Below are 15,729 nucleotides of genomic sequence, written 5' to 3'. Positions count from 1 at the left end.
TGACCCCGCGTCCCCCGACGCGGGCAGAGAGGAGAAGCAATGCCACGCACCGTGCTGACGAACGGGCGGCTCAACGGAGCCCCGGAGGCACAGACGCTGGTGATCGAAGACGGACGGATCGCAAAGGTCCTCGCCGTACCGCCGCCCGCGGAGCCGGGAGAAGAACGTCTCGACCTGGCAGGCCAGATCGTCCTCCCTGGTTTCGTGGACGGGCACGCCCACCTGGACATGAGCCTGTGGGGCGAGCCGTGGGTCCGGCGCACGTCGGAGGCCATCACGATGGAGCAGATGTTCGCCGACACCCTGCAGGACTGGCGGGAAACTACGACGCCCAGCGCACTGCGCGGCGGCCGGTTCCTCGCCGAATGCATCCGCCACGGGTCGACCAACGTGCGCACTTTCGCCAATGTCGCACCGGAAATCGGCCTCGAGGGCGTGCACGGGATGCTCGAAGTGCGCGCCGCCTTCGCCGAGCAGGTCGACCTGGAGATCATCGCGTTCGGGCAGATCGGCGTCCTCAGCCATCCCGGAACCGCCGATTTCCTCGACGAGGCACTGAAGCTCGGCATCGACGGGGTGGCCGGAGTCGACCCGGCCGGAATCGACGGCGACGCCAAAGCCTCCCTCGACACTATTTTCGGACTGGCGGGCAAGTACGGCGTCGCGGTGGATTTCCACCTGCACGAGACCGGCGAACTCGGCCGGTGGCTGATCAAGCAGATCGCCGAACGCACGAAAGCGCTGGGGCTGCAGGGGAAAGTGTCCCTGTGCGACGTCTTCTGCCTCGCCGAGCCCTGGCCGACGCCGGACCAGCTCGCCGAAACCAGCCGCGTCCTGGCCGACGCGGGAATCGCCGTCGCCGTCGGCGTGCACGGCCTCCTGCCGGTGCCGGACGTGCGGCGGCTGGCCGAGTTCGGGGTCCCGATGTGCCTCGGTTCGGATTCGTCCCGGAGCCGCTGGTCGCCCTGGGGCGACGGAGACATTCTCGCGCGGGCGATGATGCTGTCGTACAAGTCGTACTTCCGGCGCGACGAGGATCTGGAGTTCGCGCTGTCGATGACTTCCCAGCGGGGGCGGGCTGCTTTCGGTTACGAGAAGGCTGATCTCGCCGCGGGCGATGTCGCCGATCTTCTGGTGCTGCCAGGCGAAGCGCTCGGCGAGCTTGTGGTTCTTCCGCCTCCGCGCAGCCTGGTGATGAAGCGGGGAAAGATCGTCGCGCGCGACGGGGCGCTCACGCAAAGCCCTTCGCTGATCGGGTAACCCACCGGCAAATCAGTAGAAGCCGTCCCGCTTCACCGGCGCGGGCCTCGGGTCGTACCCGAGGTCCGTGCTGATCGCCGCCGCGGTTTCGAGCAGCACCGGGACGGTTTCCGCGCGCAGCCGCTCCGGGGCGAACCGCCCGGTGGTCGTCGACGAGGCGAGCGCCGCGACGACCGCCCCGGTCCGGTCGCGCACCGGGGCCGACGCGGACAGCAGGCCCTCCTCCAGCTCTCCGTCCACAACGGACAGACCGGCGTCGCGCACCGCGGAGAGTTCGAGCCGCAGCTTCGCCGGATCGGTGACGGTGCGCGCGGTGTACGACCGCAGCGGCACCTCCTCCAGGTAGCGGGTGATCCGTTCCGGCCCCGCCCACGCCAGCAGCACCCGGCCCATCGAGGTCGCGTGCGCGGGCAGCCGGGTGCCGACCGCGACGTTGATGCTCATGATCCGCCGCACCGGCACCCGCGCGACGTACACCGCCTCGTTGGCGTCGAATTCGGCCAGCGACGCGGACTCCCCCGTCGCCTCGGCCAGCCGCAGCAGGTGCGGATGCGCCAGGTCGATCATCGCCCGCGTCGCCGTGTAGTGCTGGCCGATCGTCAACACGCGCGGGGTGAGCGACCAGCGAGGTCCGTCGCTGGTCACGTAGCCCATCCGCTGCAGGGTCAGCAGCAGGCGGCGGACCGCCGGGCGGGACAGGTTCGTCGCCGTCGCCAGTTCGGTGAGCGTGGGGTTGGTGCGCTCCTCGTCGAAGGCGAGGAGCACGGCGAACCCGCGCTCCAGGCTCTGCACGAAGTCGCGCTCGTTTCCGGCTGCCGTCACGCTCCGCAGTATTTCACCCGCTCCGGGCACGGCCTTGACCTCCGCCGCCTCCTGATGCATCCTTCCTCTCACTGCACGCATAGCGTTCACTTCGTACGCATAGCGTACATCGCACGAGGAGGTGCGAGATGACGGTTCCGTCCCGCGAACTGCGCGACGCGTTCGGCCGGTTCGCCACCGGGGTCACCGTGGTGACCTGCCGCAGCGACCAGGGGACCCCGCACGGGGCCACGGTCAACGCGTTCACCGCGGTCTCGCTCGAACCCGCGTTGTGCCAGGTCACGCTGACCCGGCGATCGAAGGCCTGCGGCTACCTCGACGGCGCCGCGTTCGCCGTCAACGTGCTCGGCGCGGACCAGGCAGACACCGCCTGGCACTTCGCCGGACGCCCGGCCGATCCCGGGCCGGAGTGGGCCGAAGGGCCGGTCGCGCCGGTCCTGGTCGGCTCCGCCGCGGTGTACTCCTGCCGCCCGTGGCGCACCTACGACGGCGGCGACCACCTGATCGTGGTCGGCGAAGTCGTCGACATCGCCGTCGAAGACCGGCAGCCGCTGCTGTTCTACGCCGGCGCGTTCCGCGAACTCGGCCCCCGCGAGACCGGCACCCACTGGGGCGGCTCGCTCGACTGCCCCGAGGCCGGCTGGTTCGGCGCCTCGACCACGTTCACCCCGCTGCGCCCGCACGCGGCTTGACCCTCATCCGAAAGGACATCGCGATGACCATCCAGCAGGACCGCTCGGCGGCCGCCGCCCCCACCGCTTCCGCGCCGATGACCGGCGACGAGTACATCCAGTCCATTCAGGACGGACGCGAGGTGTGGATCTACGGCGAGCGCGTCAAAGACGTCACGACGCACCCCGCCTTCCGCAACCCGGTCCGGATGACCGCCCGGCTGTACGACGCGCTGCACTCCCCCGACACCCGCGACGCGCTGACCGTGCCGACCGACACCGGCAACGGCGGCGTCACGCATCCGTTCTTCCGCAGCCCGCACACCGTCGACGACCTGCTCGCCGACCGGCGCGCGATCGAAACCTGGTCGCGGATGACGTACGGCTGGATGGGCCGCAGCCCGGACTACAAAGCCAGCTTCCTCGGCACGCTCGGCGCGAACTCCGACTTCTACGCGCCGTTCGAGGACAACGCCAAACGCTGGTACAAGGAGTCGCAGGAGAAGGTCCTGTACTGGAACCACGCGATCATCAACCCGCCAGTCGACCGGAACCTGCCGCCGGACGAGGTCGGCGACGTGTTCATGAAGGTCGAGAAGGAGACCGACGCCGGCCTGATCGTCTCCGGGGCGAAGGTCGTCGCGACCGGTTCGGCCATCACGAACTACAACTTCATCGCCCACTACGGGCTGCCGATCAAGAAGAAGGAGTTCGCGCTCATCTGCACGGTGCCGATGGACGCGCCGGGCGTGAAGCTGATCTGCCGCACCTCCTACACCCAGCAGGCCGCGGTGATGGGCAGCCCGTTCGACTACCCGCTGTCCTCCCGGATGGACGAGAACGACACCATCTTCGTATTCGACAAGGTGCTCGTGCCGTGGGAGAACGTGTTCCTCTACGGCGACATCGAGAAGATCAACGGGTTCTTCCCGGTCTCCGGCTTCATCCCGCGCTTCACCTTCCACGGCTGCATCCGGCTCGCCACGAAGATCGACTTCATCGCCGGGCTGCTGCTAAAGGCGCTGGAAATCACCGGCAGCAAGGACTTCCGCGGCGTGCAGACCCGCGTCGGCGAAGTCGTCGGATGGCGCAACACGTTCTTCGCGCTCGCCGACGCGATGGCGCGCAATCCGGACGAGTGGACCAACGGGACCCTGCTGCCCAAACTCGACTACGGCCTGACCTACCGGATGCTGATGATCCAGGCCTACCCGCGGATCAAGGAGATCATCGAATCCGACGTGGCCAGCGGCCTGATCTACCTGAACTCGCATTCGGTCGACTTCAAAACCCCCGAGGTGCGGCCGTACCTGGACAAGTACGTGCGCGGTTCCAACGGCTACGAGGCGGTGGACCGGGTCAAGGTGATGAAGGCGCTGTGGGACGCGGTCGGCTCGGAATTCGGCGGACGGCACGAACTCTACGAGCGCAACTACTCCGGCAACCACGAGAACGTGAAGGCGGAGCTGCTGTTCGCCGCCGAGGCCCAGGGCACCACCGAGTCGATGAAGGGCCTGGCCGAGCAGTGCCTGTCCGAATACGACCTCGACGGCTGGACCGTGCCGGACCTCATCGGCAACGACGACGTCTCGTTCCTCAAGAAGCGGGGCTGACCGCCTGATCCGCCGCGGCGCCTCCGCGTTCCCCGGGGGCGCCGCGGTTCCCACCTCGGCACCAGCGCGGGAGGTTCGCGTGAGCACTGTTTTCTGGCACGGCACCACCGGCGTGCCCGGCGGCTGGGGCCGGTCCGTCGTCGCGCTCGGCGTTTTCGACGGCTTGCACCGCGGTCATCAGCGCGTTCTGGAGAACGCTGTACGCCTAGGCCGGGAGCGCGGCGCGCCGGTGGTCCTCACGACCTTCGATCCGCACCCGGCGACGATCGCCGGACGACCGCGCGACACCAGGCCGGTGGCGACGCTGGAACATCGCGCCGAGCTGGCGCGGAGCCACGGCGCCGACGAGGTCCTGGTCCTCTCCTTCACCGAATGCCTCGCGCGGACGTCGGCCGAGGATTTCGTCGCGGAGGTCCTGATGCGCACCCTTCACGCCACCGCTGTGGTCACGGGCAGCAACTTCCGGTTCGGCCACCGCGGAGCCGGGGACACCGCCCTGTTGCGGAAGCTCGGGCCTGCCTGCGGTTTCACCGCGCACGCCGTCGACCTGCTTCCCGGTTGTTCTTCGACGCTGGTCCGCACCCTGGTCACGACGGGCGATCTTGTTGGTGCCGCGGCGGTTCTCGGCCGTCCGCACCGGGTGCACGGGACTGTCGAAGGGGAAATCTTCACGCCGTGCACCACGTTGCTGCCGCCGCCGGGGAAATACTGGGCTCACACCCCGTACGGAGAGCGGACTGTCGCGGTGGAAGCCGGTCTGCTGATCGCGGATTTGCCGGACGGCCCGACCGCGGTGGATCTCGTCGGCACGAGGTGAACTCGCGGCCGGGTCCGCCCAGGTGGTGGACACGATTGCGCCCGGATGCGAGGAGCGGTCCACTCGGCCCGTCCACCCTTCTCGCGGAAGGATCATCATGTCCGTCACCGACGAGCTTCTGGCCAACAACGCCGCGTACGCCGCGAATTTCACCGGGCCGCTCCCCCTGCCGCCCGCCAAGCACGTCGCGGTGCTCGCTTGCATGGACGCCCGCCTCAACGTCTACGGGGTTCTCGGTCTCGAGGAGGGCGACGCGCACGTCATCCGCAACGCGGGCGGCGTCGTCACCGAGGACGAGATCCGTTCTCTCGCCATCAGCCAGCGGCTGCTCGGCACCACCGAAATCATCCTGATCCACCACACCGACTGCGGCATGCTCACTTTCGGCGACGATGAGTTCCGGAACTCGATCCGGCGCGAGACCGGCATCAAACCCGCTTGGGCCGCCGAGGCTTTCACCGACGTCGAGGAGGACGTCCGCCAGTCGCTCGCGCGAATCCGGACGAGTCCTTTCATTCCGCACCAGGATTCGGTCCGCGGCTTCGTTTTCGACGTCGCGACCGGGAAACTCGCCGAAGTCCGCTAGGCGAGAAACGCGTGCGGGTCGGTGTAGAGCGCGTCCAGTTGCACCGCCCCGGCGGCGACGCCGAGCAGGTCCCGGCCGGGAAAACTCGTCGGGAGCACTCGGCTCGCCGCGTCGACGCGTCCCCGGGACCGCGCCGAGACCTCCGCGCGCACGGCGGCCCGGCAGGCAGGCAGATCCGCGATCCCCGGCTCGGCGACCACCAATACCTCGGGATTGACCACGTCGAACAACAGCGCCGCCGCCCGGCCGATCGTGCGGGCCCGGCCGAGCAGGACGTCGAGCGCGACCGGATCTCCGGCCCCGGCTGCCTCGACCGCCTCCGCGATGGACGCTCGCCCGGCGCGAGCGGTGACCGCCCATTCGGCGGCATCCGCCTCGAAACAACCGGACCGTCCGCAAGCGCAGCGCGTGCCCGGCGAGCCGAGCGGAAGGTGCGCGACGGTGCCCGCCGCCGAGCCCGGGCCGCGATACAGCCGTCCGCCGGAGACGATCGCGGCGTCGACCACGTTGCCGACGAACAAGTGCACCAGCGAACCGCCGCCTCGGGCAGCGCCGAACATGGCCTCCGCCGAGGCCAGCGCGCGGGCGTGCCCGTCGACCCGGGTGGGCAGGCCGGACAGTTCCGCCAGGATCGGCCCGGCCGGCACGTCGTACCAGCCGAGCGAGGAATGCTCGACGAGCACGCCGGCGTCCGGGTCGACCCAGCCGCCGCTGGCCACGCCGAGCCCCACCGGGACGCGGCCTTTCTGATGGTGCTGCCGGAATTCCCGGAGCCGCGCCGCCGTCCCGACAAGGATCCGCTCGGGTTCGCCGCCAGGATGCGGCACCTGTTCCGAGGCGAGGACGCGGCCGCGCAGGTCCAGTGCGGCGAGGGTGGCGAAGTGGTGCGCGATGTGCACGCCGAACACCACGTGCCGGTCGGCGGCGATGTCGAGTTCGGTCCGAGGCCGCCCGGCCCGGCGGTCCGGTGGCTGGGCCGCCGGGCGCGTGGCGAGGAGGCCGAGGGCGGCGAGGCTCGCGCACTGCCTGCTGATCCCGGCCGGGCTGATTCCGGTCAGTTCCGCGATCGCGTCGCGGGCCAGCGGGCCGTGCGCGAGCACGGTCCGGAGCACCGCCGCGGCCGAGGTGATGCCGTGGTCGCGCGCGAGAACACCCGTCGTCATCGATCAGCTCCCGGCTCGCTCTTCACGTCCGTGAGGGGAACCCTGAGGGACTCTGAGTCCCTCAGGGTTCCCCTCACGGACCGCGCCAACGCTGGTCTCACCGGTCAGCTCGTGATCGGGTCCGCGCCCGGGCGCAGCGGCGGGCCGATCGCCAGGCTGGGAGCCGGTGCGCGGCCCTTTCCCCATCCGAGCCGTTCCCGGTAGCTGCCCAGCAAACCGCCGTCTGTCAGCAGATCGGCGTCCTTCGCCATCGCCCCCTCCGGTTCCGGCGACGTCCGCGGCGAGACGAACAACGCGTCGACCGGGCAGTTCGCCTCGCAGTGGAAGCACGTCTGGCAGTCGTCGTGCCTGCTGATCACCGGGATGCCGTCTGTGCCGCGGTCGAAGACATTGGTCGGGCAGACTGTGATGCATTTGTCGCAGGCGATGCAGCGCTCCGCGGACACCAGTTCGATCACGACGCCGCCTCCACGACTGTCCTTTCCGGACGGACCCAGACCGTGTCGAGACCGCCGGTGTGCAGGCGATGCCGCTGGCCAGGATCCTGCGCGGGGAAATCGAGCCGCTTCGCCATCCCCCGCGTTTCGGTGCGGGCGAGCGCCGACCGGTACATCCACCGGGCGTGCGCGGCCATCGCCGCCGCTTGCCGGGTGCGGACGGACAGTTCGCCGGTGCCGCCAAGCGACGCTCGCAGCCCGGTCCAGACGTCGTCGAGCGAGGCGAGCGCCGGGGTCAGCACATTCCCGTGCCGCAGGTAATTCTTGTCGTAGGGCAGGACTTCGCGCTGAATTGCGGCGATCACTTCGCGGTGGTCGCCGTCGGCGCGCCCGCCCGGCCGGAGCCCGGCCTCGCCGAGCGCGAGCGTCCGGCGGTTGTGCGCACGGGATCCGAGCGACCGGGCGTAGCGGGCGGCTCCCCGTCCGGCCCAGGAGCCCGACGACATCGCCCAGGCCGCGTTGTGGCTGCCGCCGCCGGTGAAGCCGCCGCAGATCAGTTCGCGGGTGGCCGCGTCGCCCGCCGCGTACAGGCCGGGAACCGTGGTGGCGCAGTCGTCCGAGACGATCCGGATGCCGCCGGTTCCGCGGACCGTGCCCTCGGCGATCAGGGTGATCGGGAACTTCTCGGTGAACGGGTCGACGCCCATCCGGTCGAAGGCGAGGAAGAAGTTCGGCTGGGCCAGCCGCATCGCCGCGCGGGACTGCTCGTCGGCCCGGTCCAGACGGCAGTACACCTTGCCGCGCAACAGTTCCCGCGCGATCGGCGAACGCCGGACACCGCTGGCTCCCTCGAGCACGCTGCCGTCGGCCCGGAAGAAGGTGGCGAAATGGTAGAACGCGGTTTTGGTGACCGAGGTGCCTTCCGGAGCGATGCCGTAGGCGTTGGAGAACTCCATGCCGGACAGCTCGGCCCCGGCTTCGGCGGCGAACAGCGCGCCGTCCCCGGTGTTGACGTCGCAGCCCAGCGCCTTGGACAGGAACGCGCAGCCGCCGGTGGCCAGCACGACCGCGCCGGCCCGCACCCGGTAGTCCTGCCTGCCCTGGCGCTGGTAGCCGGCCGCGCCCGCCACCGCGCCGGAGGGATCGGCGAGCAGTTCGGTCACCGGGCTGTGGTCGAGGATCCGCACCCCGGCGCGCCGGACGAGAGCCCGCATGCGGCGCAGGTATTCCGGGCCGTGGAGACCGTTGCGGAGCTGGCGTCCGTCCGGGCCGACGGGGAACGGAAACCGGGCCGAGACCGCGAGTTCGTTGACCCGTTCGTAGGTCTCGTCCAGCACCCGCGCAGCCCATCGCCGGTCGGCGAGCCTGCCGCCGAGTTCCTCGCGCGAATCCATCGCCGCCTCCCGCGCGGCCGGGTCCGGGGGCACGTACCAGACGCCGGTGCCCGCGGCGGCCGTCGCGCCGCTGGTTCCGCAGTAGCCTTTGTCCGCCAGTACGACCTCCGCGCCGTCGCGGGCCGCGTGCAAAGCCGCCCACGTCGCGGCCGGGCCGCCGCCCGCCACGAACACATCGGCGGTCAACTCGAGCGTTTCCATCAGGCGGTCCCTTCCGTGCGCCAGGACGTGAACCGCCGTTCGACGGTCACGAGCAGCTGGTTGAACGCGACGCCGAGAACGGAGATCGCGACGATTCCGGCGTACATCTGCGGGATGGCGAAGTTGTACTGCGAGAAGTTGATCAGGTAGCCGAGCCCGGCCTTCGCGCCGACCATCTCCGCGGCGATCACGACGACGATCGCCGCCGCCCCGGCGAGCCGGATGCCGGTGAAGATCGTCGGCACCGACGCGGGCAGCACCACCCGGGCGAACAGCCGCGGCGCCGACAGGTCCAGCGAGCGCGCCAGTTTGAGCAGGGTCGGGTCGACGGAGCGGACCGCGCTGATGGTGTTGAGCAGGATCGGCCAGGTGCAGGCGTAGAAGACGATGGCGATCTTCGACGTCTCGCCGATGCCGAGGATCAGCACGAACACCGGCAGCAGCGCCAGCGCCGCGGTGTTGAGGAACACCTGCACCAGCGGGGTCAGCACGTCCGAAACCGGTTTGTACCAGCCGATCAGCACGCCGAGCGGCACCGCGGTCACGACGGCGAGGGCGAATCCGGCCAGCGACCGGGTGAGGCTGGCCCCGGCGTTGGAGGCGAGCTGCCCGTTGCCCGCCAGATCCGCCAGCGCGCTGAGGACGGTGTGGAACGGCGGCAGGAAAACCGGGTCCACCAGACCGGCGCGCGGGGCGATCTCCCATGCCGCGAGCAGCAGGATCAGCGCGATGCTCTTCACGAAGGCCGCTTGGAACCGGCCGCGTCCAGCTCGCGGGCGGGGTGCTGCGGGCTCGGTCCGCTCGGTTCTCGTGGTCTCCGGGACAGTGGTGACGCTCATGCTCCGACGGCCTCCTTCTCCAGTTCGTGCGCCCGGGCCACCTCGTCGTGCAGCAGTTCCCAGATCGCGTGCCGGTACCGGGCGAACTCGCCGGTCGAGCGGACGTCCGCGACCTCGTCGCGCCTCGGCAGGTCGATGTCGACCACGCTCTTCACCCGCCCCGGCCGCGACGTCAGGACCACGACGCGCTGTCCCAAGTAGACAGCCTCGTCGATGCTGTGGGTGATGAACAGGACGGTTTTCCCGGTACGCCGCCAAATCCGCAGCAGCTCGTCCTGCAGCGACTCCCGGGTCTGGGCGTCCAGCGCGGCGAACGGCTCGTCCATCAGCAGCACGTCCGGGTCGTAGGCGAGGCTGCGCGCGATGGCGACGCGCTGTTTCATGCCGCCGGACAGCTCGTGCGGATGCCGGTCGGCGAACTCCAGCAGGCCGACGAGATCGAGGTACTCCCTCGCCCGCCGCGCCCGGTCGGCCCGCCGCACGCCGGTCGCCTCCAGGCCGAATTCGACGTTGCCCTGCGCGGTGCGCCACGGCAGCAACGCGTACTGCTGGAACACGATTCCCCGGTCCCGGCCAGGCCCGCGCAACGGCGTTCCGTCGAGCTGGATCAGCCCGGTGTCCGGTTCGGCGAGCCCGCCGAGCAGGTCGAGAAGCGTCGATTTGCCGCAGCCGCTCGGCCCGACGATCACCGCGAACTCGCCCGCGCCGATCTCCAGGTCGATGCCGGCCAGCGCGGTCAGTTCGCCGCCGGATCCCCGGGCTGGGAAGGTTTTGCCGACATCGGCGAACCTGATTCCGCTGTGCACCCCGCTCATCACTGGCCCTTCGCGTACGAGTTGAACTTGTTGGTGTAGAGGTCGCCCGCTTTGACCGAACCCGGCCGGATGTCGCCGCGCCCGCCCAGCCAGTCGATCCAGAGCTGCAGTTCCTTGTCGGTGATCACGCCGCCGTTGTCCGCGACGCCCCAGGAATTCCAGTACTTCAGCGGGTCGGTGTCTTCGTTCCGGTTGCGGCCCTTGACGATCTTCGTGAAGCGTTCGATGACCTTCTCGCGCGGCGTGGTCTTGCTCCATTCGATGGCCTTGGCCACTCCGCTGACGAACGTGCGCACGGTGTCCGGATTGCGTTCGATGAAGTCCTTTCGCAGCACGTAGGTGCCGGCGGTGAACGCGCCGAGCAGCTGGTAATCGGTGAACAACGGCCGGATGCCGCCGCGCGCGAGCGCCTTGTCGCGCAGGATGCCGTCCAGCACGGCCACCTCGATGTTGCCTTGGCGCAGCGATTGTTCGGTGTTCACCGGGGGCAGCGCGACCGGTTCCGCCTTGGCGATGTCCTCTTTGGACAGTCCGTGGCGCTGGAGGTAGATGTCGAGCATCGCCTCGGATTGCGCGCCGAGGGTGTTCATGCCGATCTTCTTGCCCGCCAGGTCGTGCGGCCTGCGGATCGGGCTGTTTTCCAGCACGTAGAAACCGTTGAACTCCAGCTTGTCCACGCCGTAATAGCCGAGCACCGAGGTGATCGGGGCCCCGGCCGCGGCGAGTTTGACGACCGCTCCGTTGAACGCGCCGCCGAAGTCCACCTGGCCGGTCGCCGCGGACTGGATGTCCTGCGGCCCGCTGATCGTGTCGCCCACCCACTGCAGCGTCACGTCGCCGAGGTAGCCCAGGTCGGCGGCCAGTTCGGGCGGCGTGACCTGGCCCGCCCAGCCCTGGTAGCGCAGGGTTTTCGTGGTGCCGCCGCTCGCCGCGGCGCAGCCGGCCGCCGTCGCCGCGAGGCCCGCGAGGGCAAGTCCCAGAAAGTTCCTTCGGCTCGTGGTCACGGTGGCACGTCCTTTTTTCGAACAGGGGAAAAGGGAGCACGGAATGGCCGGAAGCGGCGTGCGGATCAGGCTGGCAGCAGGCTTTCCGGCAGGCAACGACGTCCCACATCCCGGACTCGCGGCGGCTGCCCGGATTCTGGGACGAATTCGGTTCACCCTGAACGCAATCTTGCTTTCCGGGCTCGCGCCCGCTCAGTCTTGAAGGCAGCCGAGCACACCGAATGGGAGTACCTGATGACCCTCGCCGACGCAGTGGACACGCGCCTCGCCGTGCACAAGACCGGGGCCGCCATCGGCGCCCGGATCGACGGAATCCGGCTCGGCGGCGATCTGCCCGCCGACACCGTCGCGCAGATCCGCGACGCCTTGCTCGCGAACAAAGTGATCTTTTTCCGCGAGCAGCACCACCTCGACGACGAAGGGCAGCAGGCGTTCGCCCGGCTGCTCGGCGAGCTCACCCAGCCGCATCCGACGGTCCGCAGCACCGGGCTGGGGAACATCCTGCCGATCGACGCCCAGCACGGGAAAGCCAACAGCTGGCATTCCGACGTCACGTTCGTGGACCGGGTCCCGGCGATCAGCGTGCTGCGAGCGGTCACTCTGCCCGCCTACGGCGGCAGCACGACCTGGGCGAACACCGCGAACGCGTACGCCAAGCTGCCCGCGTCGCTGCAGGCGCTGGCGGAACGGCTGTGGGCGGTGCACACCAACGCCCACGACTACGCCGGCCGCGCCGACGAATACCGCGTCGGCGGGGTCGACGTGAAAGAACAGTCCTATCGGGACGAATTCCGGTCCGAGGTCTACGAAACCGAACATCCGGTCGTCCGCGTCCACCCGGAAACCGGCGAACGGGTCCTGCTGCTGGGACATTTCGTGAAGCAACTGGTCGGCTTGTCCAGTACCGAATCGGCGACGATCTTCGAGCTGCTGCAGGCCCGCGTCACCCGGCTGGAGAACACCGTGCGCTGGCAATGGGCGCCTGGCGACGTGGCGATCTGGGACAACCGCGCCACGCAGCATTACGGAGTCGCGGACTACGACGATCTTCCTCGCCGCCTGCACCGGGTGACGGTGTCCGGCGATGTGCCGGTCAGCGTTGACGGGGTCCGCAGTACTGCGCGGCTCGGCGACGCCGCGGAATACTCGCCACTGGCCTGAACACGCGTCCGGCCGTGCTGCGGTTCAGCACGGCCGGACGTGTCGTTTTTCAGCTCAGACGCGGGAAAAGGGCGGCCATGCCGCGCCCGGTCCAGCCCGCCACGCTCGGGGCAGTGAGCGACAGTACGCTCGAGGCGACGCCGTTGGCGTCCACGGCGACAGTGTCCCGCCTCACGGGTCGCCGTCGTGCTGTGCGAGGGCCTCGCCCCAGAGCGGAGGGACCAGGTGAGTGTGATTCCCCTCCCCCGGAGTCTTTGCTGATGGCGCGCGATCCTCGGCTCACGCAACTCGGAGCGTTTCTGCACGCCCGCCGCGACGAAGCCCCACCGCCCGACTCCGAGACGGGCCGCCGACAGGTGCCCGGCCTCCGCCGCGCCGAGGTCGCCGCCGCGGCGTTCGTCAGCGACGAGTACTACACCAGGATCGAGCAGGGCCGGGTCCTGCCCAGCGCCGATGTGGTCCGCCGCGTCGCCGCCGCACTCGAACTGGACGACGACCAGACCCGCTACGCGCTCGATCTTCTGGCCGACCCCGTCGCCCCGCCGGAGAATCCCGAACCGAGCGATCCGCTGCGCCGCCTCGTCGACCGGATGGGCGACGTGCCCGCTCTCCTCGTCGGGCCGGCCACCTCGATCCTCGCCTGGAACCCCGCCGCCGCCCGCCTGCTCACCGACTTCGGCGCCATCCCGCCAGAGCAACGCCGCTTCGTCCAAATGGTGTTCACCGACCCCGTCCTGCAAAGCCGGTTCACCGACCTGGAAGCCATGCAGCGCACCGTGATCGGCATCGTCCGCGCCAGCACTCCGGCAGGCCCGCCCACCGGAGACTGGATCGACGACCTGCTCCGCACTAACCCCGACTTCAAAGCCCTCTGGGAACGCAACGACGTCGTCCGCCCGCACACCAGCATCCGCGTCCGGCTCCGCCTGCCGGACGGAGCCGAGGAAACTTGGGACCAGGTAGTGCTCCAGGTCGTCGACGACCCCCATCAGCGACTGATCACGCTCGTCCCCGCCGAGTAAGGAGCAGTCAGCGACCACAGGGCCGTCTCGTCGACCGGCACCGCATCCACGCCTTCGTCGCCCCATCGCGCGCCCTCGTCGCAATCCGCCCACAGCAGCCTGGTTCGCCAATGCAGTGCGGCCTCGTACGTGATGCCCATCGCGCCGTGCAGCTGGTGCGCGGTTTGGGCGATGCGCGGGGCCACCGTCGCGGAGACCTCGCGGGCAGTAGCCAGCGCGAACGCGAGGGCGCCGTCGTCGCCGAAAAGGCGGGACCTGGCCTCGTGCGTGACCGTTTCCAGTTGCCGGACATCGACTTTCAGCTGTCCCAGCGTGGTCCGCACCGCCGGGATGGCGGTCAGCGGCTTGCCGAACTGGACGCGGTCGGTGACGTACCGCCGAGCTTCGGCGACCGCGCCCTGGGCCGCGCCGAGCATCTCCTGGAGCCGGAGGACCTCGGACAGCGCGGCGAGCCGCAACGGGATTTCGGTCGGCGGCACCAGAGAATACGGCCGGTCCGCGAGATCTCGTCCGGCTTCCTCGAACGCGCTGCCGTCCGCGATCGGCGCCCAGATTCCTTGTGCAGCAGGGTGCACGGCGATTGCATCCACTGTGGACAGTGGAGTCCCGGCACGGGCAACCAGCGTCTGGCGGAGCGGGAGCGCGATCCCACCGCGGCCCAGGGCGGTGACCGCGCCGCAGGCCGCATCGATGAGGTCGTCCTCCGGCGCGTCGGCGCGGAGGTCGTCCAGGATGGTGGTCCAGCCGAGCCCGGCGGCGATCCGCCACTGCTCGCGCAGGTCGCCGGGGCGTTCCCAGCCCGCGATCACCTCGCTGACCGAGGCGTCCAGGTCGGCTTCCAGGGTGGGTGTGGTCATCAGTTGTCCCTAGCGATCATCGACAGCATGACGGGGGCCGCGCCGCCCCGCAGGCCGGAAGCGGGGGCGGCGGCGAGGGCTTGGTCGTAGAGCGCGCGGACCTCCGGGGCGGCTCGCGGCATGAGCGGCCGCGCCCAGTCGATGACGCTGAGCTCGAACTCGTGGCCGAGGTATTTGCTCGTCGCGGCGGGCACGACCGGGGAGCCGCCCGCGTCGAGCACCTGCGCGGTCTCCAGCACCCAGGCTCGCAGGATCTGCAACCGAGCGGCCAGTGCGCGCAGTTCACGCCGGGCGGTGTCGTCGACGAGTCCAGCGGCGAGCACGGCGGACAGCAGCGGATAAGTCGAGAGGAACCGCTCCGGGCCGCCCCGTTCGAACGCGAGCTGCCCGACGACCTGCCGCCAGCCCTCTCCGACGCGGCCGATCGCCCACCGGCCCGGAACGGCCACCTCGTCCAGGACGACCTCGTTGAAGTGGTGCTCGCCGCGCAGGTCCAGGATCGGCGTGACGGTGATCCCCGGGGAGTCCAGCGCGACGACGAACTCGGTGAGCCCGTCGTGGCGGTCGGCCTCGCGGGAGGTGCGGGCCAGGACGTACAGATGGCTCGCCCGGTGCGCGCCGCTGGTCCAGATCTTGCGCCCGGTGATGCGCCAGCCGTCGCCGTCCCGGACGGCGGACGTGCGCAGCGACGCCAGGTCCGAACCCGCGTCCGGCTCGCTCATCCCCAGCGCGAAGGTGTATTCGGCGCGCGCCAGCGGCGGGCAGAATTCCTCCTGCAGTTCGGGGCTGCCGTGCCGGAGCAGGGTCGGCCCGATCTGCCGTTCTCCCACCCAGTGCGCGGCCAGCGGAGCACCGGCGCGCAGCAATTCCTCGGTGACGGCGAGCCGGTCGACGGCAGTGCCGCCTCCGCCGCCGAGGCGTTCCGGCCACGAGACGGCCAGCAGCCCGGCTTTGCCGAGTTCGCGGCTGAAGTCCAGGTCGTAGGAGCCCGCCCAGGAATCGCAGCGCGGGGTGAACGGATGGGCGGCGAGGAAATCCCGCACGCGGCGGCGAAGGTCTTCGGTCAT

16 protein-coding genes are annotated in these 15,729 nt (G+C 70.1%); 7 read left to right on the top strand and 9 right to left on the bottom strand.

Annotation, left to right across the window (positions count from 1 at the left end; translation table 11 throughout):
* The first annotated feature begins 39 nt into the window (after positions 1–39).
* Positions 40–1,260, top strand: coding sequence for an amidohydrolase family protein (locus ABD156_RS16150; RefSeq protein WP_344273196.1), 1,221 nt, complete (start codon positions 40–42; stop codon positions 1,258–1,260).
* A gap of 12 nt (positions 1,261–1,272) precedes the next feature.
* On the opposite strand, the gene ABD156_RS16145 is transcribed toward ABD156_RS16150, so the two are convergent.
* On the bottom strand, positions 1,273–2,082 hold the full coding sequence (locus ABD156_RS16145; RefSeq protein ID WP_377926387.1) for an IclR family transcriptional regulator domain-containing protein: 810 nt from the start codon (positions 2,080–2,082) through the stop codon (positions 1,273–1,275).
* Between the two features lie 128 nt (positions 2,083–2,210).
* On the opposite strand from ABD156_RS16145, the gene ABD156_RS16140 reads away from it, so the two are divergent.
* The 4 genes from ABD156_RS16140 (at position 2,211) to ABD156_RS16125 (ending at position 5,769) form a co-directional block, all read left to right on the top strand.
* On the top strand, positions 2,211–2,774 hold the full coding sequence (locus tag ABD156_RS16140; protein WP_344273192.1) for a flavin reductase family protein: 564 nt from the start codon (positions 2,211–2,213) through the stop codon (positions 2,772–2,774).
* A 23-nt stretch (positions 2,775–2,797) separates the two neighbouring features.
* Positions 2,798–4,366, top strand: a complete 1,569-nt coding sequence (locus tag ABD156_RS16135; protein WP_344273189.1) for a 4-hydroxyphenylacetate 3-hydroxylase family protein — start codon at positions 2,798–2,800, stop codon at positions 4,364–4,366.
* Positions 4,367–4,445: 79 nt separating this feature from the next.
* The gene (locus ABD156_RS16130; RefSeq protein ID WP_344273186.1) at positions 4,446–5,183 is read left to right on the top strand and encodes an adenylyltransferase/cytidyltransferase family protein; all 738 of its coding nucleotides are present in this window, start codon (positions 4,446–4,448) and stop codon (positions 5,181–5,183) included.
* Between the two features lie 97 nt (positions 5,184–5,280).
* Positions 5,281–5,769: a beta-class carbonic anhydrase gene (locus ABD156_RS16125; protein WP_344273183.1), complete on the top strand. Its 489-nt coding sequence runs from the start codon at positions 5,281–5,283 to the stop codon at positions 5,767–5,769.
* On the opposite strand, the gene ABD156_RS16120 is transcribed toward ABD156_RS16125, so the two are convergent.
* From ABD156_RS16120 to ABD156_RS16095, 6 genes are all read right to left on the bottom strand, one after another.
* The gene (locus ABD156_RS16120; RefSeq protein ID WP_344273180.1) at positions 5,766–6,932 is read right to left on the bottom strand and encodes an ROK family protein; all 1,167 of its coding nucleotides are present in this window, start codon (positions 6,930–6,932) and stop codon (positions 5,766–5,768) included. The genes ABD156_RS16125 and ABD156_RS16120 overlap by 4 nt on opposite strands.
* A 104-nt stretch (positions 6,933–7,036) precedes the next feature.
* The gene (locus ABD156_RS16115) at positions 7,037–7,390 is read right to left on the bottom strand and encodes a 4Fe-4S dicluster domain-containing protein (RefSeq protein WP_344273177.1); all 354 of its coding nucleotides are present in this window, start codon (positions 7,388–7,390) and stop codon (positions 7,037–7,039) included.
* Positions 7,387–8,964 (bottom strand): FAD-dependent oxidoreductase, encoded by a 1,578-nt coding sequence (locus ABD156_RS16110; protein WP_344273174.1) that lies wholly within the window; start codon positions 8,962–8,964, stop codon positions 7,387–7,389. The genes ABD156_RS16115 and ABD156_RS16110 overlap by 4 nt, the downstream gene beginning before the upstream one ends.
* Positions 8,964–9,803 carry an ABC transporter permease gene (locus tag ABD156_RS16105; RefSeq protein ID WP_344273171.1) on the bottom strand — a complete coding sequence of 280 codons (840 nt, stop codon included), beginning with the start codon at positions 9,801–9,803 and terminating at the stop codon, positions 8,964–8,966. Before ABD156_RS16105 ends, ABD156_RS16110 begins: the two co-directional genes overlap by 1 nt.
* Positions 9,800–10,618, bottom strand: a complete 819-nt coding sequence (locus ABD156_RS16100; RefSeq protein WP_344273168.1) for an ABC transporter ATP-binding protein — start codon at positions 10,616–10,618, stop codon at positions 9,800–9,802. The genes ABD156_RS16105 and ABD156_RS16100 overlap by 4 nt, the downstream gene beginning before the upstream one ends.
* Positions 10,618–11,622 (bottom strand): ABC transporter substrate-binding protein, encoded by a 1,005-nt coding sequence (locus ABD156_RS16095; RefSeq protein WP_344273165.1) that lies wholly within the window; start codon positions 11,620–11,622, stop codon positions 10,618–10,620. The genes ABD156_RS16100 and ABD156_RS16095 overlap by 1 nt, the downstream gene beginning before the upstream one ends.
* Positions 11,623–11,856: 234 nt before the next feature.
* Between ABD156_RS16095 and ABD156_RS16090 the strand changes: the two genes are divergently transcribed.
* Together ABD156_RS16090 and ABD156_RS16085 are read left to right on the top strand one after the other, a co-directional pair.
* On the top strand, positions 11,857–12,783 hold the full coding sequence (locus ABD156_RS16090) for a TauD/TfdA dioxygenase family protein (protein WP_344273162.1): 927 nt from the start codon (positions 11,857–11,859) through the stop codon (positions 12,781–12,783).
* 260 nt (positions 12,784–13,043) lie between these two features.
* Positions 13,044–13,805, top strand: coding sequence for a helix-turn-helix domain-containing protein (locus tag ABD156_RS16085; protein ID WP_344273159.1), 762 nt, complete (start codon positions 13,044–13,046; stop codon positions 13,803–13,805).
* Here the strand turns inward: ABD156_RS16085 and ABD156_RS16080 are convergent.
* Both ABD156_RS16080 and ABD156_RS16075 read right to left on the bottom strand, forming a co-directional pair.
* Entirely contained in the window at positions 13,772–14,662 is an 891-nt protein-coding gene (locus tag ABD156_RS16080; protein ID WP_344273157.1) for an acyl-CoA dehydrogenase family protein, read from the bottom strand. The genes ABD156_RS16085 and ABD156_RS16080 overlap by 34 nt on opposite strands.
* On the bottom strand, positions 14,662–15,729 hold the full coding sequence (locus ABD156_RS16075; protein WP_344273155.1) for an acyl-CoA dehydrogenase family protein: 1,068 nt from the start codon (positions 15,727–15,729) through the stop codon (positions 14,662–14,664). Before ABD156_RS16075 ends, ABD156_RS16080 begins: the two co-directional genes overlap by 1 nt.

Source organism: Amycolatopsis albidoflavus, assembly GCF_039525725.1.
Classification (GTDB): domain Bacteria; phylum Actinomycetota; class Actinomycetes; order Mycobacteriales; family Pseudonocardiaceae; genus Amycolatopsis; species Amycolatopsis albidoflava.
This window is presented reverse-complemented; position numbering and strand designations above follow the sequence as displayed.